Below are 26147 nucleotides of genomic sequence, written 5' to 3' on the forward strand. Positions count from 1 at the left end.
ACCGGCCCGTCCGTCAGAGCCAGCCGCGGCGCTTGAACTGCCGGTACAGCGCGAAGACCACGACGGCCATCAGCGCGATCACCACCGGATAGGACCACACCCAGCGGAGCTCCGGCATGTGATCGAAGTTCATGCCGTAGATCCCCGCCACCATGGTCGGCACGGCGGCCATCGCCGCCCAGGCCGAGATCTTGCGCATGTCGTCGTTCTGCCGCACGCCCACCTGGGCCAGATGGGCCGAGAGGATGTCGGAGAGCAGCCGGTCCAGCCCCTCCACGTACTCGTTGGCGCGCGTCAGATGGTCGCTGACGTCGCGGAAGAACGGCTGCGAGTGTTCGTGGACGAACGGCACGTCCGCGCCCGCCAGCCGGGCCATGGGGGCGCTCAGCGGACCGGTGGCCCGGCGGAACTCCAGGATCTGCCGCTTGAAGGTGTAGATGCGGGCCGCGGTGCTCTTGGTGTCGCCGACGCCGGTCGGCGCGAACACCTCGGTCTCCAGCTCCTCCAGGTCGACCTGGAGCTCGCCCGCCACCTCGATGTAGTGGTCGACGACGGCGTCGCTGATCGCGTACAGCACCGCTGTCGGCCCGTGCTTGAGCACCTCCGGCTCGGCCTCCAGCCGGCGGCGTACCGCGGCGAGCGGCGCGCCCTCCCCGTGCCGGACCGTCACGACGAACGAATCGCCTATGAAGGCCATCAGTTCGTCGGTGGTGACCGTGTCGCTGGTCTGCTCGTACACCACCGGTTTGATGACGGCGAAGAGCGAGTCGTCGTACACCTCCAGCTTGGGCCGCTGGTGCGCGCTCAGGGCGTCCTCCACCGCCAGCGGATGCAGCCCGAACTCGCTGCTGACGAGCGCGAACTCCTTCTCCGTCGGCTCGTGCAGCCCGATCCAGAGGAACGCGTCCCCGGTGGCCCGTGCCTCGTCGAGGGCGTCGGAGAAGTCGGCGGGGCCGTCGGTGCGGCGCCCGTCCCGGTAGATGGCACAGTCCACGATCACGGCGCGCATTCTTCCCTGCCGCGCTCCCCGGCGCACCTCACCCTCGTCGGCGGCCTACGCTGGCCCGTATGCCCACCCTGATCCTCGTACGCCATGGACGCTCCACCGCCAACACGGCCGGGGTGCTCGCGGGCCGCGCCCCCGGTGTCGCGCTCGACGAGCGCGGTGCCGAACAGGCCGCGGCACTGCCCGGACGGCTCGCCGGGCTGCCCCTGGCCGCAGCCGTCAGCAGCCCGCTCCAGCGCTGCCGGGAGACCCTGCGGCCGCTCCTCGCCGCCCGGCCGGAGCTGGAACTGCACACCGAGGAGCGGATCAGCGAGTGCGACTACGGTGACTGGTCGGGTCGCAAACTCGCGGAGCTCGCCGACGAACCGCTGATGGGTGTCGTGCAGCAGCACCCGTCCGCCGCGGCGTTCCCCGGCGGCGAGTCGATGCGCGGCATGCAGGCGCGCGCCGTCGACGCGGTACGGGACTGGAACGCCCGCGTCGAGGCCGGGCACGGCGACGACGCCGTCTACGTGATGTGCTCGCACGGCGACATCATCAAGGCCCTTGTCGCCGACGCGCTCGGCATGCATCTCGACCTCTTCCAGCGGATCCACGCCGACCCCTGTTCGGTCACCGCGATCCGCTACACCAGGCTGCGGCCCTTCCTGCTGCGTCTCGGCGACACCGGGGACCTCGCGTCGCTGGCACCGCGCGAGCACCCCGGCGGTGCCGACCCGGGCGCGCGCCCGGCGGCGGACGCGGACGCGGCTGTCGGGGGCGGCGCTGGGGCGCCGTGATCGCTTCGCGCAGTAGGGTGGACGCTCCGTAGGCGCCTTGCCCCGGGGGAACCTCCCGCGGCCCCGGCCGCCCCTCATCCACCGTCGATCTCAAGGGAGACAGGACGTGTCCCGTCAGGTGTTCCTCTACGACCCCCCGGACCGTTTCGTGGCCGGTACGGTCGGATTGCCTGGACGCCGTACGTTCTTCCTGCAGGCATCCTCAGGCGGACGTGTCACCAGCGTGGCCCTGGAGAAGACCCAGGTGGCCGCGCTCGCCGAGCGGATCGACGAACTGCTCGACGAAGTGGTGCGGCGGACCGGCGGAAACTCCCCGGTGCCCGCCGTCGCACCGATGGACGTCACCGACACCGCGCCCCTGGACATCCCCGTCGAGGAGGAGTTCCGGGTCGGCACGATGGCGCTCGCCTGGGACGGCGAGGAACAGCGCATGATTGTCGAGGCGCAGGCGCTGGTCGAGCTGGACGTGGACTCCGACGAGGACCTCGCCGAGGCCGAGGAGCGGTTGCTCCAGGACGAGGAGAACGGTCCGCCGATGCTCCGGGTCCGGCTCAGCGGCGCGCAGGCACGGGCCTTCGCCAAGCGAGCCCTGGACGTGGTGAACGCCGGACGTCCGCCGTGCCCGCTGTGCAGCCTGCCGCTCGATCCGGAAGGACACGTATGCCCGCGCCAGAACGGATACCGTCGCGGAGCCTGACCGGCACCGACCCGGTCGCCCTGCTCGCCGAGGGGGAGCTCACCGTCCTCGGACAGATCCGCGGGGCGTCCAACGCGGTGCTGTACTGCACGGTCGCGCGCGACGGCGAGGAGGCGACCTGCGTCTACAAGCCGGTGGCCGGCGAACAGCCCCTGTGGGACTTCCCGGACGGCAACCTCGCCCGGCGCGAGGTGGCCGCGTACGAGATATCCGAGGCGACCGGGTGGGGCCTCGTGCCGCCGACCGTGCTGCGCGACGGTCCGTACGGCGAGGGCATGTGCCAGCTGTGGATAGACGCGGCCCCCGAGGACGACGAAGCCGATGAGACGGGTGGGGCGGGCGAGCCCCCGCTGCTCGCGCTCGTCGAGGACGAGGAGCCCGGGGAGGGCTGGAAGGCCGTCGCCCGTGCCGAGGTCGGCGAGGGGAGGACGGCCCTGCTGGTCCACGCGGACGACGCGCGGCTGCGGCGGCTGGCCGTCCTCGACGCCGTGATCAACAACGGGGACCGCAAGGGCGGCCATCTGCTGCCCGCACCCGGCGGCCGGCTCTACGGCATCGACCACGGTGTGACCTTCAACGCGGACGACAAGCTGCGCACGCTGCTCTGGGGGTGGGCTGGGGAGCCGCTGACGGCGGAGGCCGTCGAGGTCGTCGAGCGGCTGGGGGCGGAACTCGCGCCGGGCACCCCGCTCGTCACCCGGCTGGGCGAGCTGATCACCGAGGTCGAGATCGAGGCGTTGCGGGGCCGTGTGGCGGGACTGAGGGAGACGGGACGGCACCCGGAGCCGAGCGGGGAATGGCCGTCGATCCCCTGGCCGCCGGTCTGAGCCGAGCAGGGGTTACGCGGTGCCCCGGGGCCTGCCGTACGGCCCCGGGGGCGCGGACCGGGGTGCCGGCCTTGCACCCCGAAGCAGATGCGGCCACGCGGCGCAAGACCGCCTCTTCGGCCAAGATCCGGCAGCCGGTTCGTATCCGGAACATGCATCCGGTTACGCTCGTGGCATGCATGCCTGGCCCGCTTCTGAGGTCCCCGCCCTGCCTGGCAAGGGCCGCGACCTTCGGATCCACGACACCGCGACCGGCGGACGGATCACCCTTGACCCCGGTCCCGTCGCCCGCATCTATGTCTGCGGCATCACGCCGTACGACGCGACCCACATGGGTCATGCGGCGACCTACAACGCGTTCGACCTCGTTCAGCGCGTGTGGCTCGACACCAAGCGGCAGGTTCACTACGTCCAGAACGTGACCGACGTGGACGACCCGCTGCTGGAGCGGGCCGTGCGCGACGGTCAGGACTGGACCGAGCTCGCCGAGCGCGAGACGGCCCTGTTCCGCGAGGACATGACTGCCCTGCGCATGCTTCCGCCGAAGCACTACATCGGTGCCGTGGAGGCCATACCCGGCATCGTTCCGCTGGTGGAACGGCTCCGCGACGCCGGTGCCGCCTACGAGCTCGACGGCGATGTGTACTTCTCCGTCGAGACCGACCCGCACTTCGGCGGCGTCTCCAACCTCGACGCCGAGGCGATGCGGCTGCTCTCCGCCGAGCGCGGCGGCGACCCGGAGCGCCCCGGCAAGAAGAACCCCCTCGACCCGATGCTCTGGATGGCCGCCCGTGAGGGCGAGCCGAGCTGGGACGGCGCCTCCCTCGGCCCCGGCCGGCCCGGCTGGCACATCGAGTGCGTCGCCATCGCCCTGGACCACCTCGGCATGGGCTTCGACGTCCAGGGAGGCGGGTCCGACCTCGCCTTCCCGCACCACGAGATGGGCGCCTCGCACGCCCAGGTGCTGACTGGCGAATACCCCTTCGCCCAGGCCTATGTGCACGCCGGAATGGTCGCCCTGGACGGCGAGAAGATGTCCAAGTCCCGGGGCAATCTGGTCTTCGTCTCGAAGCTGCGCCATGACGGCGTGGACCCGGCGGCGATCCGCCTGGCGCTGCTGTCGCACCACTACCGGTCCGACTGGGAGTGGACGGACCAGGTGCTCGCCGACGCGGTGGAGCGGCTCGCGCGGTGGCGGTCCGCCGTCTCCCGGCCCGACGGACTGCCCGCCGAGGCCCTGGTCGAGGAGGTCCGCGAGGCCCTCGCCGACGATCTGGACGCGCCGGCCGCGCTGGCCGCCGTGGACCGCTGGGCCGAGCGCCAGAACGCCGACGGCGGTACGGACGAGGGAGCGCCCGGCCTGGTCTCGCGCACCGTCGACGCGCTGCTGGGTGTCGCCCTGTAACACCGCGCAGGGTGACAACCCGCCGATTTCCACCGGACGTTCGGAGCGAACCGGCCTTGGACTTCTCGACGAAGTTCAGGGCCGGTTCCGTTTTGTCCATGGTCAAGTGCTCGGTGTTGCGCTAAAAGCGCTCTATGCAAACATCAACGCGCATCAGAGCGGCGGCAGTTGCAGCCTTGTTCGGGCTGCTCGCCGTCCTCGCGGGCCCCGGCGCTGCCGAGGCCGGCGCCGCCGAACCGGACACCACGGTCGGCGACCTCACCGGATTCTCCGCCGACGGACCCGTCTACCACCTGAAGGCCGGCACCGCCGAGGCGCGGGTCAGCTTCGTCTCCGCCGAGACCTTCCGTATCGAACTCGCCCCGGGCGGCACGTTCTCGGACCCGGCCGGCGACGACATCGTCCTGCCGCAGGGCACCCCGCCGCACACCCGGTGGAAGGAGCGGAGCGACCGCTACGAGCTCTCCACCGCCGACGTCACCCTGCGCGCCTACAAGTCGCCCCTGCGTTTCGCCCTGTACCGGGCCGACGGAAGCCAGGTCTGGTCCGAGGCCAAGGGGCTGAGCTGGAACGGCGAGAAGACCACCCAGACCCTGGCCCGCGGCGCGGACGAGCAGTTCTACGGCGCCGGCATGCAGAACGGCCGGGGCAACACCTCGCACCGCGACAAGACCGTCGAGGTGGGCGTCGACTACAACTGGGACGACGGCGGCCACCCCAACTCGGTCCCGTTCTACCTCTCCTCGGCCGGCTACGGCGTCTTCCGCAACACCTACGCGCCGAACACCTATGCCTTCACCGACCCGGTGACCACCAGCGCCGAGGAGAAGCGCTTCGACGCCTACTACTTCGCGGGCGACAGCGCCAAGGACGTCATCGGGCAGTACACGAAGCTCACCGGCAAGCCCTTCCTGCCGCCCATGTACGGAATGGAGATCGGCGACGCCGACTGCTACCTCCACAACGCCAACCGCGGTGAACGCCACACCCTGGACGCGCTCAAGGTCGCCGACGGCTACCTGGAGCACGACATGCCGAACGGCTGGATGCTCGTCAACGACGGCTACGGCTGCGGTCACGAGGACCTCGCCGAGACCGCCAAGGGCCTCCAGGACCGCGACATGCAGCTCGGCCTGTGGACCCAGGACGGCATCGACAAGATCGCCGACCAGGTCAAGGCCGGTCAGCGGGTCGCCAAGCTGGACGTCGCCTGGATCGGGGCCGGCTACAAGTTCGCCCTGGACGGCTGCAAGGACGCGTACAAGGGCATCGAGGACAACAGCGACGCCCGCGGCTTCACCTACGCCCCCGAGAGCTGGTCGGGCGCGCAGCGCTGCGGCGTGCAGTGGTCCGGCGACCAGTACGGCACCTGGGACTACATCCGCTGGCAGATCCCGACCTACGCGGGCGCCACGATGTCCGGCCTCGCCTACACCACGGGCGACGTCGACGGCATCTTCGGCGGCAGCGCCAAGACCTACACCCGTGACCTCCAGTGGAAGATGTTCCTGGGGACCACGATGACGATGGACGGCTGGGCGGCCAGCGACAAGCAGCCCTACCGGTACGGAGAGCCGTACACCACCATCAACCGCGACTACCTCAAGCTCAAGGAGTCGCTGCTGCCCTACCAGTACTCCTACGCGCACGAGGCGACCAAGTCCGGCGTCGGCATGGTCCGTCCGCTCGTCCTCGAATACCCGGACGACCCGAAGGCGGCGACGGACGCCGTGAAGTACGAGTTCATGTCCGGCGAGGACTTCCTCGTCGCACCGGTCTACCAGGACAGCACCGAGCGCGACGGCATCTATCTGCCGAAGGGCACCTGGACCGACTACTGGAGCGGGCGGACGTACGAGGGTCCGGTCACCCTCGACGACTACAGCGCCCCGCTCGACACCCTGCCGCTGTTCGTCAAGGGCGGTGCCAGTGTGCCGATGTGGCCCGGCATCCGCTCGTACAAGGACCGCACCGCCGGCTCCCCGCTCGCCTGGGACGTCTACCCGCAGGGCAGGTCGTCCTTCACGCTGTACGAGGACGACGGCGTCACCCGGCAGCACCGCGACGGCAAGTACGCCACCCAGCGGGCCGACGTGGACGCACCGGTCCGGGGCGCGGGCGACGTGACCGTGCGGATCGGCGCGAGCGAGGGGAAGTTCACGGGCAAGCAGAGCGAGCGCCCGTACGAGTTCACCGTGCACACCGGCTCCGCCCCGAGCGCGGTCGAGCTCGGCGGGAAGCTGCCCCGGCTGGCCTCCGCCGCCGCGTTCAAGGCCGCGAAGCAGGGCTGGTGGTACGACCGGGACGACCGCGGCGGCGTGGTGAAGATCAAGACCGCGCCGCTGTCCACCGGCAAGAAGTTCTCCGTGAAGCTGAAGGACACCAGCGCGGTCGGCGGCCGGCACGCCGCGGCGGGCGCCGTGGTCTCCGTGCCGTCCGGGCAGGAGGTCGGCGCCGGGGCCGCGGGCACCGTCGCCGTCGATGTCACCGCGGGCAGGGCCGATGTGACCGGCGCCGAGGTCGGCCTGGACGTCCCCGAGGGCTGGCAGGTCGCACGGACCGCGAAGGTGGACCGGATCCCGGCGGGCACCACCCGTCGGGTCGAGGTGTCCGTCACCCCCGCGAAGGACGCCGCGGCGGGCGAGGCACGGATCACCGCACTCGTCCGCTACCGGTCGGCCGGTGAGTCCCGGACCGCCACGCAGCGGTTCGCGGCCGGAGTCATGCCACCGCCGCCCACCGGCGAGGCCTGGGCGAGCGATCTGGTGTGGCTGAAGTCCACCAACGGCTACGGACCGGCCGAACGGGACCGCAGCAACGGCGAGTCGGGCGCGAGCGACGGGCACCCGCTGACCCTCGCCGGGAAGACGTACGAGAAGGGGATCGGCACCCATGCCGACTCCGACATCGAGGTCTATCTCGGCGGGCGCTGCACCGCGTTCACCGCCGACGCGGGGATCGACGACGAGATCAACGGCTACGGCGAGGTGGCCTTCTCCGTCGAGGCGGACGGCAAGGTGCTGTGGACCTCCCCGAAGGTGACCGGGGCTTCGGCGACCGTGCCGGTCGACGTGAAGCTCGACGGTGCGCGTCATGTGCACCTGAAGGTCACGGACACCAACGGTTCCAGGACCGGTGACCACGGGGACTGGGCCGCGGCCCGGTTCAGCTGTTCCTGAATGTCCCGGACAGCACGGGAGCGCCGGGCGGTGACGTACCCGCCCGGCGCTCCACCGGTCCCGTCAGTCCTCCGGGGAGTCCTCCGACGAATCCTGCGGGCCGTCGCCGTCACCGCTGTCGCCGCCCTCCCGGTCGGCCGGTGGCTGCCGGCCGGGCCCGCCCGCGGGCGGCGCGCCGGGCCCGGTGTCGCCGCCGGTCTCGGGACGGGCCGGCTTGGGCGGACGGGTACGGCCGCTGGAGGTGTCGCGCAGATACGAGGCGTCGCCGCTCTCCGTCGCATGCCCGCCGGGCGCCTGGCCCGGACCGATGTCCCTGCGGCGCAGATAGCGCTCGAACTCCCGGGCGATGGCCTCGCCGCTCGCCTCGGGAAGCTCGGCGGTGTCCCGGGCCTCCTCCAGCGTCTGCACGTACTCGGCCACCTCGCTGTCCTCGGCGGCCAGTTGGTCGACGCCGAGCTGCCAGGCGCGCGCGTCCTCGGGCAGTTCGCCCAGCGGGATGCGCAGACCGATCAGGTCCTCCAGGCGGTTCAGCAGCGCGAGCGTGGCCTTCGGGTTGGGCGGCTGCGACACATAGTGCGGCACCGCCGCCCACAGGCTCACCGCGGGCACGCCCGCGTGCGTGCAGGCCTCCTGGAGGATGCCGACGATGCCCGTCGGCCCCTCGTACCTGGTCTCCTCCAGGTCCATGGTCCGTGCCAGATCCGGATCGGAGGTGACTCCGCTGACCGGAACCGGGCGGGTGTGCGGGGTGTCGCCGAGCAGGGCGCCCAGGACCACCACCATCTCCACACCCAGCTCATGGGCGAAGCCCAGGATCTCGTTGCAGAACGAGCGCCAGCGCATGGATGGTTCGATACCGCGGACCAGGACGAGATCGCGGGGCTTGTCCCCGCCGACGCGGACCACGGAGAGTCTGGTGGTCGGCCAGGTGATCTTGCGCACCCCGCCGTCCAGCCACACCGTCGGCCGGTTGACCTGGAAGTCGTAGTAGTCCTCGGCGTCCAGCGCCGCGAACACCTCGCCCTTCCACTCCCGGTCCAGGTGCGCGACCGCCGTGGAGGCGGCGTCCCCTGCGTCGTTCCATCCCTCGAACGCGGCCACCATGACCGGGTCGATCAGCTCGGGAACCCCCTCGAGCTCGATCACCCAGGCCTCCTTCCGAAGTTCCCTTGTGTACCCATCAACCTTACGGCTTCCGGCCACTCCTGCCGCAGCCTCCGTGCACAGTCGGGTGAACCTGGTCCACGAGGGTGCACCACCGGTCGGATCAAGGCATCGGACTCCGGATACATCCGAGCTGTGTCCGGTCAATTTCTATCAATCCCTGGACGTTGGCGCCCTGGTGGCGCTATACATCGGATGACCAGAACAGAGGTCCGATGTTATTCCCCTGGGGGCGCACATGAGTCAGACCGTCACGGATTTCGAGGTCCACGACATCCGTTTTCCGACCTCGGAACAACTGGACGGCTCGGACGCCATGAACCCCGATCCCGACTACTCGGCTGCCTACGTCGTACTGCGTACCGATGTCCCCGACCGCACGGACGGCCCGGACAGCGGCAGCGGCGGCATCGAGGGACATGGCTTCTGTTTCACCATCGGGCGCGGCAACGAGGTGATGGCCGCCGCCATCGACGCGCTGCGCCCCTACCTGGTGGGGCGTCCGGCGCCCCGCACCGCGGCCGACCTCGCCGCACTGCACCGTGAGCTCACCCATGACTCGCAGCTGCGCTGGCTCGGCCCGGAGAAGGGCGTGATGCACATGGCGGCCGGCGCGGTCGTCAACGCCGCCTGGGACCTGGCGGCCAAGCTGGCGGGCAGACCCGTCTGGGAGTTCCTCGCCGGGATGACGCCCGAGGAACTCGTCTCCCTCGTCGACTTCCGCTACCTCAGCGACGCACTCACCCCCGAGGAGGCCCTCGCGATCCTGCGGGCCGCCGCACCGGGCCGGGCCGAGCGCGCCGAACGGCTGCGCGCCGAGGGGTACCCGGCGTACACCACCTCGCCCGGCTGGCTGGGCTACAGCGACGACAAGCTGGTCAGGCTGGCGAAGGAGGCCGTCGCCGACGGCTTCACCCAGATCAAACTGAAGGTCGGCGGCAACCTCCGCGACGACGTCCGCAGGCTCGCCCTGGCCCGCGACGCGGTCGGGCCCGACATCCGGATCGCCGTCGACGCCAACCAGCGCTGGGACGTCCCGGACGCGGTCGAGTGGATGACCGCGCTCGCGCCGTACGACCCGCACTGGATCGAGGAACCGACCAGTCCCGACGACATCCTCGGCCACGCCGCCGTCCGGGCCGGCCAGCCGGTCAAGGTCGCCACCGGCGAACACGTCGCCAACCGCGTCGTGTTCAAGCAGCTGCTCCAGGCCGGAGCCGTCGACTTCGTCCAGATCGACGCGGCACGCGTCGCGGGCGTCAACGAGAACCTGGCGATCCTGCTCCTCGCCGCGAAGTACGGCGTGCCGGTCTGCCCGCACGCGGGCGGGGTAGGACTCTGCGAGCTGGTGCAGCACCTCTCCATGTTCGACTACGTGGCGGTCTCCGGCAGTCGGGACAACCGCGTGATCGAGTACGTCGACCATCTCCACGAGCACTTCGCCGACCCCACCGTGATCGAGTCCGGCCGCTACACCGCGCCGAGCTCCCCGGGCTTCTCCGCCCGGATGCTCCCCGAGTCGATCGCCGCACACCGCTACCCGCAGGGCGCCGTATGGCAGGCCCGCCGCACCGAGGAGGCCCACCGATGACCACAACGAGCGACTTCGAGGGAATGGGCGCCCTGGTCACAGGCGGCGCCTCAGGCATCGGGGCAGCCGTCGCGACCATGCTGCTGGCACGCGGCGCGCGGGTGGCCGTACTGGACCGGGAGACCGCCGGCGCCCCCGAGGGCGCCCTCGCCGTCAAGGCGGACGTCACCGACGACGACGCCGTGCGCGAGGCGGTCGACCGCGCCGCCGCCGAACTGGGCGCGCTGCACACCGTCGTGTCCAACGCGGGCATCGGCTCCATCGGCACGGTCGAGGACAACGCCGACGACGAGTGGACCCGGGTCCTGGACATCAACGTCCTCGGCATGGTCCGCACCGCCCGGCACGCCCTGCCCCATCTGCGGCGCGCCGCGGCCGCCCGCCCCGGCGCCGTGTCGATCACCCATACCTGCTCCATCGCGGCGACCGCCGGGCTGCCTCAGCGCGCCCTGTACAGCGCGAGCAAGGGAGCGGTCCTCTCGCTGACCCTGGCGATGGCTGCCGACCACGTCCGTGAGGGCATCCGGGTCAACTGCGTCAACCCCGGCACCGCGGACACCCCGTGGATCGGCCGGCTCCTCGGCCGGGCCGACGACCCGGCCGCCGAGCGGGCCGCGCTCAACGCCCGCCAGCCGCTGGGACGCCTGGTGTCGGCCGACGAGGTGGCTGCCGCGGTCGTCTACCTCGCGAGCCCCGCCGCCGCCTCGGTCACCGGTACGGCCCTGGCCGTCGACGGCGGCATGCAGGGGCTGCGCCTGCGCCCCGCCGAGAGCTGACCGGGGGCGCCGGGGCCTCTCGTCCGGGTCGGGGCCGCGCCCGCGGGCCGACCCGGACGAGAGGCCCCGGGCCCGAGCCGCGTCACCGGGCCGCACCCCCGCGCACCATGCACCTCCGCTTTGCCGACAGAGCTCCGAGCCGGTACTCACAAAGGACGGGACACCAATGAGAGTGCGTACGACGAGTGCGGCGGCCTGCGCCGTACTGCTGGCCGTCACTGCCCTCGCGGGCTGCAACCGCGAGTCCACCGCCGACGGCGCGGGCGGAGGCAAGGTCGGGATCGACCTGCCGCGCAGCGACAGCGACTTCTGGAACTCGTACCAGAACTACGTGGAGAAGGGCGTCAAGGCGGGCGAGGTCAAGGCGCTGCCGCTGACCAACTCGCAGAACGACATCGGCAAGCTGGTCGCCAACGTCCAGACCTTCACCGACCAGGGCGCCAAGGCCGTCGTGATGGCACCGCAGGACACCGGCGCGATCACCGAGTCGCTCAACACGCTGAACGAGAAGAAGATCCCGGTCGTCAGCGTCGACACCCGCCCCGACAAGGGCAACATCTACATGGTGGTGCGCGCCGACAACAAGGCGTACGGGGCCAACGCCTGCAAGTACCTCGGCGAGCAGCTCAAGGGCAAGGGCAAGGTCGTCGAGTTCCAGGGCGACCTCTCCTCGATCAACGGCCGTGACCGGTCCGAGGCGTTCAAGGCCTGCATGGACAAGGACTTCCCCGGCATCAAGGTCTTCGAGCTGGCCACCGACTGGAAGGGCGACGTCGCCTCCGCCAAGCTCCAGGCCACCCTGGCCGCCAACCCCGACATCAACGGCATCTACATGCAGGCCGGCGGTGTCTTCCTGCAGCCCACCCTCGCCCTCCTGGAGCAGAAGAAGCTGCTGAAGCCGGCCGGTACGCCGGGGCACATCACGATCATCTCCAACGACGGCATCCCGGAGGAGTTCGACGCGATCAAGGCCGGGAAGATCGACGCGACGATCTCCCAGCCGGCCGACCTGTACGCGAAGTACGCGCTGTACTACGCCAAGGCGGCCCTGGACGGCAAGACCTTCAAGGAAGGCCCCACCGACCACGACTCGAACATCATCAAGATCCCGAACGGCTTCGAGGACCAGCTGCCCGCGCCGCTGGTGACCAAGGACAACGTCGACGACCCGAAGCTGTGGGCCAACCAGCTGGAGAAGAAGAGCTAGCCATGGACCAGGCACCACCTGCCGTACAGGCGGAAGGCGTTGTCAAACGCTTCGGGCCCACCGTGGCGCTCGACGGGGTCCGGCTCACCGTGCAGCCGGGTGAGTCCCACGCCCTGGTCGGGCGCAACGGCGCGGGCAAGTCCACGCTGGTCAGCGTCCTGACCGGGCTCCACAAGGCGGACGCGGGCACGGTCACCTTCGGCGGGGAGCCCGCGCCCGCCTTCGGTGACACCACGGCCTGGCAGTCCAAGGTCGCCTGCGTCTACCAGAAGTCCATGGTCGTCCCGGACCTCACCGTCGCGGAGAACCTCTTCCTCAACCGCTTCGACGACAACGCCCCCTGGATCGGCTGGGGCAGGCTCCGCAGACGTGCGCAGCAGCTGCTGGCCGACTACGGCGTCCAGGTCGACCCCAGCACCCGAGCGCGCGATCTCGCCGTCGAGCAGCGGCAGTTCGTCGAGATCGCCAGGGCGCTGTCCTTCGGCGCCCGGCTGATCATCCTGGACGAACCGACCGCCCAGCTCGACGCCCGGGGCATCGGGCGGCTCTTCGACAAGCTGCGGGAACTGCAGAGCCAGGGAGTGGCGTTCCTCTTCATCTCCCACCATCTGCAGGAGGTGTACGAGTTGTGCACGGCGGTCACCGTCTACCGCGACGCCCGCCATGTGCTGACCGCCCCGGTCGCCGACATCGCCAAGGCGGAGCTGGTGGCGGCGATGACCGGCGAGCAGTCCGCCGGTGCCACCGCCTGGCACGCGGGCGGCGTCGGTGCCGCGGCACGGGACGAGTCGGCCGCCCCCGTGCTGCGTACCGAAGGACTCACCGTCCAGGGCCAGTTCGAACCGCTGGACCTGGAGGTCCGCCCCGGCGAGGTGCTCGGCCTCGCCGGCTCCGCGGCCAGTGGCAACACGGCACTGGGCGAGACCCTGGCCGGCATGCGGAAGGCGGGCGGCGGCACGGTCCGCGTGCACGGCAGGGCCGTGCGCTCCGGCAGTGTGCCGCACGCGCTGGACGCCGGGATCGGCTACATCCCCGAGGACCGGCACGACCAGGGCCTCGTCCTGGAACGCAGCGTCGCCGAGAACGCCACGCTCACGGTCACCGACCAGCTCGGCCCGTGGGGGACCGTACTGCCCTCCCGTACCAGGGAGTTCGCGCGCTCGATGATCGCCTCGCTGGACATCAAGACGCAGGGGCCCGAGCAGCCCGTCTCCGGGCTCTCCGGCGGCAACCAGCAGAAGGTGGTGGTCGCCCGCGCACTGGCCCGCGAGCCGAGCGTGCTGGTGGCGGTCCGGCCCACCGCGGGCGTGGACGTCAAGTCCAAGGACTCGCTGCTCGGAGTCGTGCGACGGGTCGCCGACGAGGGGAACGCCGCAGTGATCATCTCGGACGAGCTGGACGATCTGCGGGTCTGCGACCGGGTGCTCGCCCTGTTCCACGGCCGCGTGGTCGCGACATTCGCAAGCGGGTGGAACGACGGGGAGCTCGTCGCCGCCATGGAAGGTGTGGGGGAGAGGGAATGACCGGCACGGTACGGCCCCTGGCGGCCGACGGCATCGACGGCGGGCCGAAGGGCTCCTCGACCGGCGAACGGCCGCTGGACCGGCTGAAGCTGATCAGATGGAGCGACTTCTCGCTGGTACCGGTGATCCTGGTGCTGATGGTGATCGGCTTCATCGTCTCGCCGGTGTTCCTGACCTCCGAGAACCTGATCAGCGTCGTCCAGCAGTCCTCCGAGCTCAGCCTGCTGGTGCTGGGCCAGGCGCTGATCCTGATCTGCGGACGGATGGACCTGTCCCTGGAGTCGACGATCGGCATCGCGCCGGTCGTCGCGATGTGGCTGGTCCTGCCCGCCGAGGGCGGCCGCTTCGCGGGCCTGGGCCTGCTGCCCACCTGGTCGGCGATCCCGCTCTGTCTGCTGGTGGGCCTCGCGATCGGTGCGGTCAACGGCTTCCTGATGCTGAAGCTGAGGGTCAACGGCTTCATCGCCACGCTCGGCATGCTCACCATGCTGCGCGGCCTCCACATCGGCATCACCGAGGGCAAGTCCATCACCGACGTCCCGGAGTCCTTCCGCTACCTCGGCAAGAGCGAATGGCTCGGCGCACCGGCCGCCGTCTGGATCTGCCTGGCCCTGTTCGCCGTCGGCGGCGCCGCGCTGGCCTGGCTGCGCCACGGACGCTCGCTGTACGCCATCGGCGGCAACCCGGAAGCGGCGCGCGCCGCGGGCATCCGGGTGGACCGGGTCACCTGGATCGTGCTGGCCATCGGCGGACTGCTGGCGGCCTTCGCGGGCATCCTCTACACCGGCCACTACGGATCGGTCGCGGCCACCCAGGGCAACGGCTGGATCTTCCAGGTGTTCGCCGCCGCGGTCATCGGAGGCATCAGCCTCAAGGGTGGCCGGGGCACCCTGTTCGGCGCGCTGACCGGTGTGCTGACGCTCCAGCTGGTGGTCAATGTGATGACCCTCGGCGGTGTCCCGGCGCTGTGGAACCAGTTCCTCAACGGCGCGATCATCATCGTCGCCCTGGTCATCTCCCGCTTCGCGAGCGGCGAGAAGCAGGACTGAGGCCCGCTTCCCGAACGCCGGACGGGGCGGATCCAGCCCGTCCGGCGTTCGAGGACCGGGGGTCCGGGGCGGAGCCCCGGGTCCGCACCGGACCGTGCTAAAGCGTCGACCGCAACCACTGCTCCACGCTCGCCACATGCACCGTCGCCCAGGCCCGCGCGGCCTCCGCGTCCCGGTCCCGCAGTGCCGACACGATGGCCCGGTGCTCATGGAGCGTGCGGCTGACCGCGTCCTCCTGCGTCAGCCCGCGCCAGACCCGCGCCCGGGTCGTCGGCCCCGACAGCCCGTCGAGCAGCGAACAGAGCACCGAGTTCCCGGACGACTGCACGATGCCGCGGTGGAACTCCAGATCGCAGGCGACCAGTTCCTCCACCGAGGGCTGCGCCCCCAGCGCGTCCAACTGCGAGCTGAGCGCGTCCAGTTGGGCCTCGCTGATCCGGGTGGCGGCCATCGCCGTCGCGGCGGGCTCCAGGATCCTGCGGACCGCGAGGAACTCCAGCACCGTGTCGTCGCGGTGGAAGTCCACCACGAAACTGAGCGCCTCCAGGAGCAGTTGCGGATCGAGGCTGGTCACATACGTGCCGTTGCCCTGGCGGACATCGAGGATGCGGATCAGTGAAAGGGCCCGTACCGCCTCGCGGAGCGAGTTGCGGGAGAGCCCGAGCTCCGCCGCGAGTTCGCTCTCCTTGGGGAGCCGGTCGCCGGGGCGCAGAGCACCCGAGACGATCATTCCCTTGATCTTCTCGATCGCCTCGTCGGTGACAGCCATGACGGTCCTCCTGGATCCGGACTGGAATCAGACATCCGATGTATCCCCTCATTATGCGGGTCGGAGGAGTCGGATGAACCAGGTCTGCCGCAGGTCGCCCCGGGTGCGGGCGGCCGGACGCCCGTCGGGGTCAGTCCCAGAGCGCGGACGGTGCCTCGCGCCGCACCACCGGAGCGATCTCCTCCGCGAACCGCTGGAGGGTCTCGGCCTGCTCGTCCCGGCCCAGCCCGAAACCGTCCACACCGACCGACTGGAGGTCGTGCCCGTACACCTCGTGCCAGCCGAGGATCTTGTCGATGATCTGCTGCGGGCTGCCGATCAGCTGGGGCCCGTCCGCGATGGCCTCCTCGATCGTCCGGAACGGTGTGTTGTAGCCGGCCCTGCCCTCCAGATGCGGCCGGAAGGACTGAGCCACCTTCGCCTCGTACAGCTCCTTGTAGCGCTCCACGGCCTGCTGCGAACTGTCGGCGATCAGCAGCCCGCCCGACCCCGCGGCCACCTGCGCGCGGGCCGGATCGTGGCCGTACGCCTCGAAGCGCTCCCGGTAGTGGTCGATCAGCCGGGCGTACGCCGCGCGGGGCTGGACGGCGTTGGCGGTGAACAGCGGATCGCCGTGGCGCGCCGCCAGTTCGGGGGAGTCGAGACCGGTCGCCGAGCCGTGCCAGACGCGTGGCGGCCCCGCGTACGGGCGCGGCAGGGTCGTGGCGTTCTTCAGCGCGGGCCGGAACTCGCCCTCCCAGTCGACGCCCTCCTCGCGCCAGAGCCGCCGCAGCAGCTCGTACTTCTCCCGCTGGAGGTCCCACTGCCGCTCCTCGTCGAGCCCGAAGAGGTCGAAGTGACCGGCCTCCGCGCCCTTGCCGACGACGAGCTCGATCCGGCCCCGGGAGATCTGGTCGAGCGTCGCGAAGTCCTCGGCCACCCGCACGGGATCGAGGATCGCGACGACCGTGACACCGGTCAGCAGCCGGATGGTGGAGGTACGGGCCGCCAGCGCACCGAGCACCACGCTCGGGCTGGACGAGAGGAAGGGACCGGCATGCCGTTCGCCGACCGCGTACGCGTCGAAACCCAGCCGTTCCGCGACGACGCCGGTCCCGATCACTTCCTCGAACCGCTCGGCGGGGGAGGGGAGTCGGTGGTCGAGCGGGTGCGAGGCGTGGCCGATGAGGGAGAGCACGGAGAACTTCATGGCTCAACTGTCCCCGCGCCGTATTGCACCCGTATGGCGGCCGTATGGCGCGTTCGCCGGTCCCCGCGGTGTCCCGGCAGGCGCCGAGGGGCGGCTCCCTCGCGGGAGCCGCCCCTCGCCGTGCCCCGGGACGGGTCAGCCCCGGTCGCCGAGCATGGACTCGACGCCGGCCCGGATCTCGTCCGTCGCCAGGCCCCGGATCGTCAGCGTCGTCCGGCGGCGCAGCACATCGTCCGCCGTCTCGGCCCACTCGTGGTCACGGGCGTAGGCGACCTGCGCCCAGATCTCCGGCGCGTCCGGGTGGATGCGCTCGGCCAGCGCCGGGTTCTCGTTCGCCATCCGCGCGATGTCGAAGGAGAGCGAGCCGTAGTGCGTGGCGAGGTGCCGGGCGGTGTCGGCCGCCATCCGCGGGCCGGGCGTGCCGCCGTCGACCATCAGCCGGTGCGCCACCGCGTTCGGGTTGGCGATGCCGGGCAGCGGGAGCTTCTTCGGCAGGTGCGCGATCGGCTCCATGTCCTCGGCGAGCGGGTGCCCGGGGAGTGCGGCCAGCTTGTTCATCACCGTACGGCCGATGTGGCGGAACGTCGTCCACTTGCCGCCCGCGACCGACAGCATCCCGCCGCGGCCCTCCGTCACGACCGTCTCGCGCTTGGCCTTGGACGTGTCGCCGGGGCCGCCGGGCAGCACCCGCAGACCGGCGAAGGAGTAGGTGATCAGATCGCGCGACAGCTGCTGGTCCCGGATGGAGAACGCCGCCTCGTCGAGGATCTGCGCGGTGTCCTTCTCGTTGACCGCGACGTCCGCGGGATCGCCCTCGTACTCCTCGTCCGTCGTGCCGAGAAGCAGCATGTCCTCCCACGGCAGGGCGAAGGTGATGCGGTACTTGTCGATCGGGGTGGCCAGCGCGGCCTTCCACGGGCGGGTGCGCTTCAGCACGAGGTGTGCGCCCTTGGACAGGCGTATGGAGGGCGCCGCGTCCGGGTTCTCCATCCTGCGCAGGTGGTCGACCCACGGTCCGGTGGCGTTCAGCACGAGCCTGGCGTCGACGCCGAACTCCGTGCCGTCCGTGCGGTCCTCCAGGTCGGCGCCCGTCACCCGTCCCTTGGTGAACCGCAGCCCGGTCACCGCCGCGTGGTTGAGGACGACCGCACCCGCCTCGACGGCCGCGCGGACGGTCATCAGCGCCATCCGGGCATCGTTCATCTGGTCGTCGCCGTAGACCGCGACGGCCTTCAGGTTGTCCGTACGCAGCTCGGGCACGTCGCGCTGCGCCTTCGCCGGGCTGATGACATGCCCGACCCCGTCACCGAACGCGGAGAGCGCCGAGTACGCGAACACGCCCGCGCCGAGCTTGGCCGCGCCGTGCGGCCCGCCCTTGTAGACCGGCAGGTAGAAGGTGAGCGGATTGGCGAGGTGCGGGGCGACCTGACGGGACACCGCGCGCCGCTCGAAGTGGTTCTCCGCCACCAGCTTCACCGCGCCGGTCTGCAGGTAGCGCAGACCGCCGTGGAGCAGCTTCGACGAGGCGGAGGAGGTGGCGCCGGCGAAGTCGCCGGCGTCCACCAGGGCCACCCGCAGCCCGGACTGCGCGGCGTGCCAGGCGGTGGAGATGCCCAGGATGCCGCCACCGATCACCAGGAGGTCGTACGCCGCCTTGGACAGCTGCTCCCTGGTCTCGGCACGGCTCGGGAGGGAGCCGGAGGCCGGGTGGGTCCCGAGGGCCGGGACGCTCTGCAGGGTGGTCATGTCGATTACTCCTCGTCTTCGATCCAGCCCATGGTCCGTTCCACGGCCTTGAGCCAGCTCTTGTACTCGCGGTCGCGGCTGTCCGCGTCCATGCGGGGGGTCCACTCGGCGGCCCGGCGCCAGTTGGCGCGCAGCGCGTCGGTGTCCGGCCAGAAGCCGACGGCGAGACCGGCGGCGTAGGCGGCGCCGAGGCAGGTCGTCTCGGCGACCATCGGCCGCACCACGGGTGCGTCCAGGAAGTCGGCGAGCGTCTGCATCAGCAGGTTGTTGGAGGTCATGCCGCCGTCGACCTTGAGGGCGGCCAGCTCGACCCCCGAGTCCTTGGTCATGGCGTCGGTGATCTCGCGGGTCTGCCAGGCGGTGGCCTCCAGGACGGCACGGGCGATGTGCGCCTTGGTGACGTACCTGGTCAGGCCGGCGATGACGCCGCGGGCGTCGGAGCGCCAGTACGGGGCGAACAGGCCCGAGAACGCGGGCACGAAGTACGCGCCGCCGTTGTCCTCGACCGACGAGGCCAGGGTCTCGATCTCGGCCGCGGACTTGATCAGGCCCATCTGGTCGCGCATCCACTGCACCAGCGAACCGGTGACGGCGATGGAGCCCTCCAGGGCGTAGACCGGCTTCTGGTCGCCGATCCGGTACCCCACGGTCGTCAGTAGTCCGTTGTACGAGTTGACGGGGGTCTCACCGGTGTTCATCAACATGAAGGTGCCGGTGCCGTACGTGGACTTGGCCTCGCCCTCGGAGAAGCAGGTCTGGCCGAAGAGGGCCGCCTGCTGGTCACCGAGCGCGGACGCCACGGGGACCCCGTCGAGCACGCCGCCCTTGGCGTTCCCGTACACCTCGGCGGAGGAACGGATCTCGGGGAGCACCGCGGCCGGGATCTCCATCGACTGGAGGATCCGCTCGTCCCACCGCATCTCGTGCAGGTTCATCAGGAGCGTGCGCGAGGCGTTGGTGACGTCGGTGACGTGGACGCCGCCGTCGGTGCCGCCGGTCAGGTTCCAGATGACCCAGGAGTCCATGGTGCCGAAGAGGATGTCGCCGCGCTCGGCGCGCTCGCGCAGCCCCTCGACGTTGTCGAGCAGCCAGCGGACCTTGGGGCCGGCGAAGTACGAGGCGAGCGGCAGACCGGTCTCGCGGCGGAAGCGGTCCTGGCCGACGTTGCGGCCGAGCTCCTTGCAGAGCGCGTCCGTCCGGGTGTCCTGCCAGACGAGGGCGTTGTGGACCGGCTCACCGGTGTTCTTGTCCCAGAGCAGCGTGGTCTCGCGCTGGTTGGTGATGCCGATCGCCTTCACGTCGGCGGCGGTGATGCCCGCCTTGACGATGGCGCCGGCCACGACCTCCTGGACGTTCTCCCAGATCTCGGTCGCGTTGTGCTCGACCCAGCCCGGCTTCGGGAAGATCTGTTCGTGCTCCTTCTGGTCGACGGAGACGATCCGGCCGTCCTTGTCGAAGACGATGCAGCGGCTGGAGGTGGTGCCCTGGTCGATGGCCGCGATGAACGGGCCGGTGGTGTGTGCGTCGGTCACGGTGTGCTCCCGGAAGTCTGTGTGGTCGTGAGGGTTGCGGCTCTGGGCGCCACGGCTCAGGCGAAGGCGACGTTGTAGAGCCCGCCCGCGATCGCGCCGCCGATGAGCGGTCCGGCGACCGGGATCCATGCGTAGCCCCAGTCGGAACCGCCCTTGTTCGGCAACGGCAGCAGCGCGTGCACGATACGCGGACCGAGGTCGCGAACCGGGTTGATCGCGTAGCCCGTCGGGCCGCCGAGCGAGAGACCGATACCGACGACCACCAGAGCGGTGATCAGTGCGCCGAGCGTGCCCAGACCGTCGCCGTCGTTGTTGAGGCCCTGGGTGAGGATCGCCAGGACGAGCACGACGGTGGCGATGATCTCCGTGACCATGTTCTGCACGGCGTGCCGGATCTCTGGACCGGTGGAGAAGACGCCCAGGACCGGGCCCGCCTTCGGGGCGGAAGCCTTGTCGACCATGCCCTCTTCACCCGAGTGGGCGGCCAGGATCTCCGGATCCGTGAGATGCGCCCGGAACTGCCCGTAGTACGTCAGCCAGACCAGCACCGCGCCGATCATCGCGCCGAACAGCTGGGAGCCGAGGTACAGCGGCACGTCGCTCCACTTGGTGCCGCCCTCGATCGCGAGGCCGATCGTGACCGCCGGATTGAGATGCGCGCCCGAAACGCCACCGGCCAGATACGCGCCGGTCAGCACGGCGAAGCCCCACCCGAAGGTGATGGCCAGCCAGCCGGCGTTCTGCGCCTTGGAGCGCTTGAGAGTGACAGCGGCACAGACACCGCCGCCGAGCAGGATGAGTACGGCGGTACCTATGGTCTCGCCGATGAAGATGTCGGAGCTGGACACCCGCGACTCCTTTGTCCTTCGTCCAGGGAAGCCGAACCCCGGGTCCCTCCGGTGGTCCGCGCCCTCGTGTGAGGGCGTTTTCCGGCCCTTGGCGCTGTCACACCCTAACGCTCTTTTCCGTTAGGTGTTCGACAATGCCGACCGATGAACGGCAATGCTTCCCCCAGGTGAATCAGGCGTCAAGGGTTGTGTGGCCTATAACTCGATCGTTACCGGCCCCGGCCCGCCGCGGCGGTCAGAACCGTCCGGCGCCCAGGTCCCTGGAGACCGCGCGGGCGCAGTCGCGCACCGCGGCGATCAGCTCCGGGCGCAGCTCCCCGTCCGCGCAGACCCGCTCCACGGCACCGGTCACGGCCACCGCGCCGACCGGCATCCGCCGCCGGTCGTGGATCGGGGCGGCCACCGCGGCCACGCCCTCCCAGGTCTCCTCCACGTCGGCCGCCCAGCCGCGCGCCCGGATCAGGTCGAGCATCGCCTCGAAGTCCTCCGGATCGGTGACCGTGCGCGGCGTGAAGGCCTGCCGCTCGGCCTCCAGGGCCTCGGTGTGTGCCACCGGGTCGTAGGCCGAGAGCACCTTGCCCAGGGCCGTGGAGTGCAGCGGCTGCATGGCCCCGACCTCCAGGACCTGCCGGCTGTCGTCGGGACGGAACACGTGGTGGACGACGAGGACGCCCTGCTGGTGCAGCACGCCCAGATGCGTGCTCTCGCCGCTGGAGCGGGCCAGGTCGTCCGTCCAGACCAGCGCGCGGGCCCGCAGCTCGTGGACGTCGAGATAGCTGTTGCCCAGGCGCAGCAGCTCGGCGCCCAGCTGATAGCGGCCGGACGCGGCGTCCTGCTCGACGAAGCCCTCGTGCTGGAGCGTGCGCAGGATGCCGTGCGCGGTGCCCTTGGCCAGGCCCAGTGAAGAGGCGATGTCGGACAGCCCCAGCCGCCGCTCGCCGCCTGCCAGCAGACGCAGCATCGCCGCCGCCCGCTCCAGCGACTGGATGTTCTTGGCCATCGCGCCGTACTCCTCCACCTCGGTTCGACAATGCTGAACACTATCGGTCGATGCCGACCCTCGCTCGATCGCGCGGCAAAACCGCGACACCGCTCCGAACCGGACATCCCCCCGCACAGCATGCAGTCCGTTCCGTGGGACGGAGTGACGGCCCCGGGCGCCGCCCGGCTACGCTGGCCTGGTGCGCCTTCCACCGAAGACGCAAAGCCGACAGCCGTCGCATCCCAGGGAGTACATCCATGGCCTCGTCGCCGACCCCTTCCGCCGACAGCCGGAACCGAGCCGAAGCCCTCCGCGAGGCGCTCGCCACCCGTGTAGTGGTGGCCGACGGCGCCATGGGCACCATGCTCCAGGCACAGGACCCGACCCTCGACGACTTCCAGAACCTCGAGGGCTGCAACGAGATCCTGAACGTCACCCGCCCCGACATCGTGCGTTCGGTGCACGAGGAGTACTTCGCCGTCGGCGTGGACTGCGTCGAGACGAACACCTTCGGCGCCAACCTGGCGGCCCTGGGCGAGTACGACATTCCCGAGCGGGTCTTCGAGCTCTCCGAGTCCGGCGCGCGCATCGCCCGCGAGGTCGCCGACGAGTTCACCGCCTCCACCGGGCAGCAGCGCTGGGTGCTCGGCTCGATGGGCCCCGGTACGAAGCTGCCGACGCTGGGCCACGCCCCGTACACCAAGCTCCGCGACGCCTACCAGCAGAACGCCGAAGGCATGATCGCCGGTGGCGCCGACGCCCTCCTGGTCGAGACCACCCAGGACCTGCTCCAGACCAAGGCCTCCGTCATCGGCGCGCGCCGCGCCCTGGAGGCCACCGGGGCCAACCTCCCGGTGATCTGCTCCGTCACCGTCGAGACGACCGGCACCATGCTGCTCGGCTCCGAGATCGGCGCGGCGCTCACCGCCCTGGAACCGCTCGGCATCGACCTCATCGGCCTGAACTGCGCCACCGGCCCCGCCGAGATGAGCGAGCACCTGCGCTACCTCGCCCGTCACTCCCGCATCCCGCTCTCCTGCATGCCCAACGCCGGCCTCCCGGTGCTCGGCAAGGACGGCGCGCACTACCCGCTGTCCCCGGCCGAGCTCGCCGACGCGCAGGAGACCTTCGTCCAGGAGTACGGCCTCTCGCTGGTCGGCGGCTGCTGCGGTACGACTCCGGAGCACCTGCGCCAGGTCGTCGAGCGGGTCCGCGGTGTGGCCGTCACCTCCCGCACCCCGCGCCCCGAGCCGGGTGCCGCCTCCCTCTACCAGACCGTCCCGTTCCGCCAGGACACCTCGTACCTCGCGATCGGCGAGCGTACGAACGCCAACGGTTCGAAGAAGTTCCGCGAGGCCATGCTCGAAGCCCGCTGGGACGACTGCGTGGAGATGGCCCGTGACCAGATCCGCGAGGGTGCGCACATGCTCGACCTCTGCGTCGACTACGTGGGCCGTGACGGTGTGGCAGACATGGAGGAGCTGGCCGGCCGCTTCGCCACCGCGTCCACGCTCCCGATCGTGCTGGACTCGACGGAACTGCCCGTGCTGCGGGCCGGCCTGGAGAAGCTGGGCGGGCGTGCCGTCCTGAACTCGGTCAACTACGAGGACGGCGACGGTCCCGAGTCCCGGTTCGCCAAGGTCACCGCGCTGGCCGTGGAGCACGGTGCCGCGCTGATCGCGCTGACCATCGACGAGGAGGGCCAGGCCCGCACCGTCGAGCACAAGGTCGCCGTCGCCGAGCGGCTGATCGCGGACCTGACCGGAAACTGGGGCATCCAGGAGTCGGACATCCTGATCGACGCCCTCACCTTCACCATCTGCACCGGTCAGGAGGAGTCCCGCGGCGACGGCATCGCCACCATCGAGGCGATCCGTGAGCTGAAGAAGCGCCACCCCGAAGTGCAGACCACGCTGGGCCTGTCCAACATCTCCTTCGGCCTCAATCCGGCCGCCCGCACCGTGCTGAACTCCGTCTTCCTCGACGAGTGCGTCAAGGCCGGACTCGACTCCGCGATCGTGCACGCCTCCAAGATCCTGCCGATCGCCCGCCTGGAGGAGGAGCAGGTCAAGGTCGCCCTCGACCTGATCCACGACCGGCGCGCCGAGGGGTACGACCCGCTGCAGCGGCTCATGGAGCTGTTCGAGGGCGTCAGCACGAAGTCGATGAAGGCGGGCAAGGCCGAGGAGCTCCTGGCCCTGCCGCTCGACGAGCGGCTCCAGCGCCGCATCATCGACGGTGAGAAGAACGGCCTGGAGAACGACCTCGACGAGGCACTGCGGACCCGCCCGGCCCTCGACATCGTCAACGACACCCTCCTGGAGGGCATGAAGGTCGTCGGCGAGCTCTTCGGCTCCGGCCAGATGCAGCTGCCCTTCGTCCTCCAGTCCGCCGAGGTCATGAAGACCGCGGTGGCACACCTCGAACCGCACATGGAGAAGTCCGACGCCGAGGGCAAGGGCACCATCGTCCTGGCCACGGTCCGCGGCGACGTCCACGACATCGGCAAGAACCTCGTCGACATCATCCTGTCCAACAACGGCTACAACGTCGTCAACCTCGGCATCAAGCAGCCCGTCTCCGCGATCCTGGAAGCCGCCGAGGAACACCGGGCCGACGTCATCGGCATGTCCGGCCTCCTGGTGAAGTCCACCGTGATCATGAAGGAGAACCTGGAGGAGCTGAACCAGCGCAAGCTGGCCGCCGACTTCCCCGTCATCCTCGGCGGCGCGGCCCTCACCCGGGCCTACGTCGAGCAGGACCTCCACGAGATCTACGAGGGCGAGGTCCGCTACGCCCGCGACGCGTTCGAGGGGCTGCGTCTGATGGACGCGCTGATCGCGGTCAAGCGTGGTGTCCCGGGTGCGGTCCTGCCCGAGCTCAAGCAGCGCCGGGTGCCCAAGCGCGACACCGCGGTCCTGGAGGTCGACGAGCCGCAGGAGGGCGTCCGCTCGGACGTCGCCGTCGACAACCCGGTCCCCGAGCCCCCCTTCTGGGGCACCCGGGTCGTCAAGGGCATCCAGCTCAAGGAGTACGCGTCCTGGCTCGACGAGGGCGCCCTCTTCAAGGGCCAGTGGGGACTGAAGCAGGCCCGCGCCGGTGACGGACCGACGTACGAGGAGCTGGTGGAGACCGAGGGCCGCCCGCACCTGCGCGGCTGGCTCGACAAGCTCCACACCGAGAACCTCCTGGAAGCCGCCGTCGTCTACGGCTACTTCCCCTGCGTGTCCAAGGGCGACGACCTGATCCTGCTCCACGAGGACGGCTCCGAGCGGACCCGCTTCACCTTCCCGCGCCAGCGCCGCGGCCGGCGGCTCTGCCTCGCGGACTTCTTCCGCCCCGAGGAGTCCGGCGAGAGGGACGTGATCGGTCTTCAGGTCGTCACCGTCGGCTCGAAGATCGGCGGCGAGACCGCGAAGCTCTTCGAGGCCAACTCCTACCGCGACTACCTGGAGCTGCACGGCCTGTCCGTGCAGCTGGCCGAGGCCCTGGCCGAGTACTGGCACGCCCGGGTCCGCTCGGAGCTGGGCTTCGGCGGCGAGGACCCGTCCGACGTCGAGGACATGTTCGCGCTGAAGTACCGGGGGGCGCGCTTCTCCCTCGGCTACGGTGCCTGCCCCGACCTGGAGGACCGGGCGAAGATCGCCGAGCTGCTCCAGCCGGAGCGGATCGGGGTGCACCTCTCGGAGGAATTCCAGCTGCATCCGGAGCAGTCCACCGACGCGATCGTCATCCATCACCCGGAGGCGAAGTACTTCAACGCGCGGTAAGACGATGTTCAACGCGCGGTAGCAGGACAAGTCGTACACTTGTCGGCCCAGTGCAGGCCGGTCGCCCTTCCCACGGGAAATGGCGGCCGGCCTTCTCGTCCCTCACGG

At 70.6% G+C, this 26147-nt stretch carries 19 protein-coding genes; 11 read left to right on the plus strand and 8 right to left on the minus strand.

Annotation, left to right across the window (positions count from 1 at the left end):
- Positions 1-13: 13 nt before the first annotated feature.
- Complete coding sequence (gene corA / locus OG520_RS32090) at positions 14-1009, minus strand: magnesium/cobalt transporter CorA (RefSeq protein WP_399330119.1); 996 nt, start codon at positions 1007-1009, stop codon at positions 14-16.
- Between the two features lie 59 nt (positions 1010-1068).
- Between corA and OG520_RS32095 the strand changes: the two genes are divergently transcribed.
- From OG520_RS32095 to OG520_RS32115, 5 genes are all read left to right on the plus strand, one after another.
- Positions 1069-1785 carry a histidine phosphatase family protein gene (locus tag OG520_RS32095; protein ID WP_399330118.1) on the plus strand — a complete coding sequence of 239 codons (717 nt, stop codon included), beginning with the start codon at positions 1069-1071 and terminating at the stop codon, positions 1783-1785.
- Positions 1786-1891: 106 nt separating this feature from the next.
- Positions 1892-2482, plus strand: coding sequence for a DUF3090 domain-containing protein (locus OG520_RS32100; protein ID WP_399330117.1), 591 nt, complete (start codon positions 1892-1894; stop codon positions 2480-2482).
- Complete coding sequence (locus OG520_RS32105) at positions 2446-3309, plus strand: SCO1664 family protein (RefSeq protein ID WP_399330116.1); 864 nt, start codon at positions 2446-2448, stop codon at positions 3307-3309. Before OG520_RS32100 ends, OG520_RS32105 begins: the two co-directional genes overlap by 37 nt.
- A 175-nt stretch (positions 3310-3484) precedes the next feature.
- A complete protein-coding gene (gene mshC, locus OG520_RS32110; protein WP_266421569.1) occupies positions 3485-4714 on the plus strand; it encodes a cysteine--1-D-myo-inosityl 2-amino-2-deoxy-alpha-D-glucopyranoside ligase in 1230 nt (409 codons plus the stop codon).
- A 134-nt stretch (positions 4715-4848) separates the two neighbouring features.
- On the plus strand, positions 4849-7893 hold the full coding sequence (locus OG520_RS32115) for an NPCBM/NEW2 domain-containing protein (RefSeq protein WP_406015452.1): 3045 nt from the start codon (positions 4849-4851) through the stop codon (positions 7891-7893).
- Positions 7894-7956: 63 nt separating this feature from the next.
- Here the strand turns inward: OG520_RS32115 and OG520_RS32120 are convergent, their stop codons facing one another.
- A complete protein-coding gene (locus OG520_RS32120) occupies positions 7957-9039 on the minus strand; it encodes a PAC2 family protein (protein WP_399330114.1) in 1083 nt (360 codons plus the stop codon).
- 256 nt (positions 9040-9295) lie between these two features.
- On the opposite strand from OG520_RS32120, the gene OG520_RS32125 reads away from it, so the two are divergent.
- From OG520_RS32125 to OG520_RS32145, 5 genes are all read left to right on the plus strand, one after another.
- Positions 9296-10648: an L-fuconate dehydratase gene (locus OG520_RS32125; protein ID WP_399330113.1), complete on the plus strand. Its 1353-nt coding sequence runs from the start codon at positions 9296-9298 to the stop codon at positions 10646-10648.
- Entirely contained in the window at positions 10645-11424 is a 780-nt protein-coding gene (locus tag OG520_RS32130) for an SDR family NAD(P)-dependent oxidoreductase (RefSeq protein WP_406015453.1), read from the plus strand. The genes OG520_RS32125 and OG520_RS32130 overlap by 4 nt, the downstream gene beginning before the upstream one ends.
- Before the next feature lie 166 nt (positions 11425-11590).
- Positions 11591-12631: a sugar ABC transporter substrate-binding protein gene (locus OG520_RS32135; protein ID WP_399330111.1), complete on the plus strand. Its 1041-nt coding sequence runs from the start codon at positions 11591-11593 to the stop codon at positions 12629-12631.
- 2 nt (positions 12632-12633) lie between these two features.
- Complete coding sequence (locus tag OG520_RS32140; protein ID WP_406015454.1) at positions 12634-14154, plus strand: sugar ABC transporter ATP-binding protein; 1521 nt, start codon at positions 12634-12636, stop codon at positions 14152-14154.
- Positions 14151-15203, plus strand: coding sequence for an ABC transporter permease (locus OG520_RS32145; protein WP_389974544.1), 1053 nt, complete (start codon positions 14151-14153; stop codon positions 15201-15203). Before OG520_RS32140 ends, OG520_RS32145 begins: the two co-directional genes overlap by 4 nt.
- Positions 15204-15300: 97 nt before the next feature.
- Here the strand turns inward: OG520_RS32145 and OG520_RS32150 are convergent, their stop codons facing one another.
- From OG520_RS32150 to OG520_RS32175, 6 genes are all read right to left on the minus strand, one after another.
- Complete coding sequence (locus OG520_RS32150) at positions 15301-15972, minus strand: FadR/GntR family transcriptional regulator (RefSeq protein WP_406015455.1); 672 nt, start codon at positions 15970-15972, stop codon at positions 15301-15303.
- 130 nt (positions 15973-16102) lie between these two features.
- Positions 16103-17161: an LLM class flavin-dependent oxidoreductase gene (locus OG520_RS32155; RefSeq protein WP_406015456.1), complete on the minus strand. Its 1059-nt coding sequence runs from the start codon at positions 17159-17161 to the stop codon at positions 16103-16105.
- A 135-nt stretch (positions 17162-17296) separates the two neighbouring features.
- Positions 17297-18907, minus strand: a complete 1611-nt coding sequence (locus tag OG520_RS32160; RefSeq protein ID WP_406015457.1) for an FAD-dependent oxidoreductase — start codon at positions 18905-18907, stop codon at positions 17297-17299.
- A 5-nt stretch (positions 18908-18912) separates the two neighbouring features.
- On the minus strand, positions 18913-20439 hold the full coding sequence (gene glpK, locus OG520_RS32165; protein WP_406015458.1) for a glycerol kinase GlpK: 1527 nt from the start codon (positions 20437-20439) through the stop codon (positions 18913-18915).
- A 56-nt stretch (positions 20440-20495) separates the two neighbouring features.
- Positions 20496-21287 carry an MIP/aquaporin family protein gene (locus tag OG520_RS32170; protein WP_406015459.1) on the minus strand — a complete coding sequence of 264 codons (792 nt, stop codon included), beginning with the start codon at positions 21285-21287 and terminating at the stop codon, positions 20496-20498.
- Positions 21288-21522: 235 nt separating this feature from the next.
- Positions 21523-22287: an IclR family transcriptional regulator gene (locus OG520_RS32175; RefSeq protein WP_406015460.1), complete on the minus strand. Its 765-nt coding sequence runs from the start codon at positions 22285-22287 to the stop codon at positions 21523-21525.
- 239 nt (positions 22288-22526) lie between these two features.
- Here OG520_RS32175 and metH point away from each other — a divergent pair, with 239 nt between their 5' ends.
- Positions 22527-26039, plus strand: a complete 3513-nt coding sequence (gene metH, locus OG520_RS32180; protein WP_406015461.1) for a methionine synthase — start codon at positions 22527-22529, stop codon at positions 26037-26039.
- Positions 26040-26147 lie beyond the last annotated feature (108 nt).

Source organism: Streptomyces sp. NBC_00984, assembly GCF_045162475.1.
Lineage (GTDB): Bacteria > Actinomycetota > Actinomycetes > Streptomycetales > Streptomycetaceae > Streptomyces.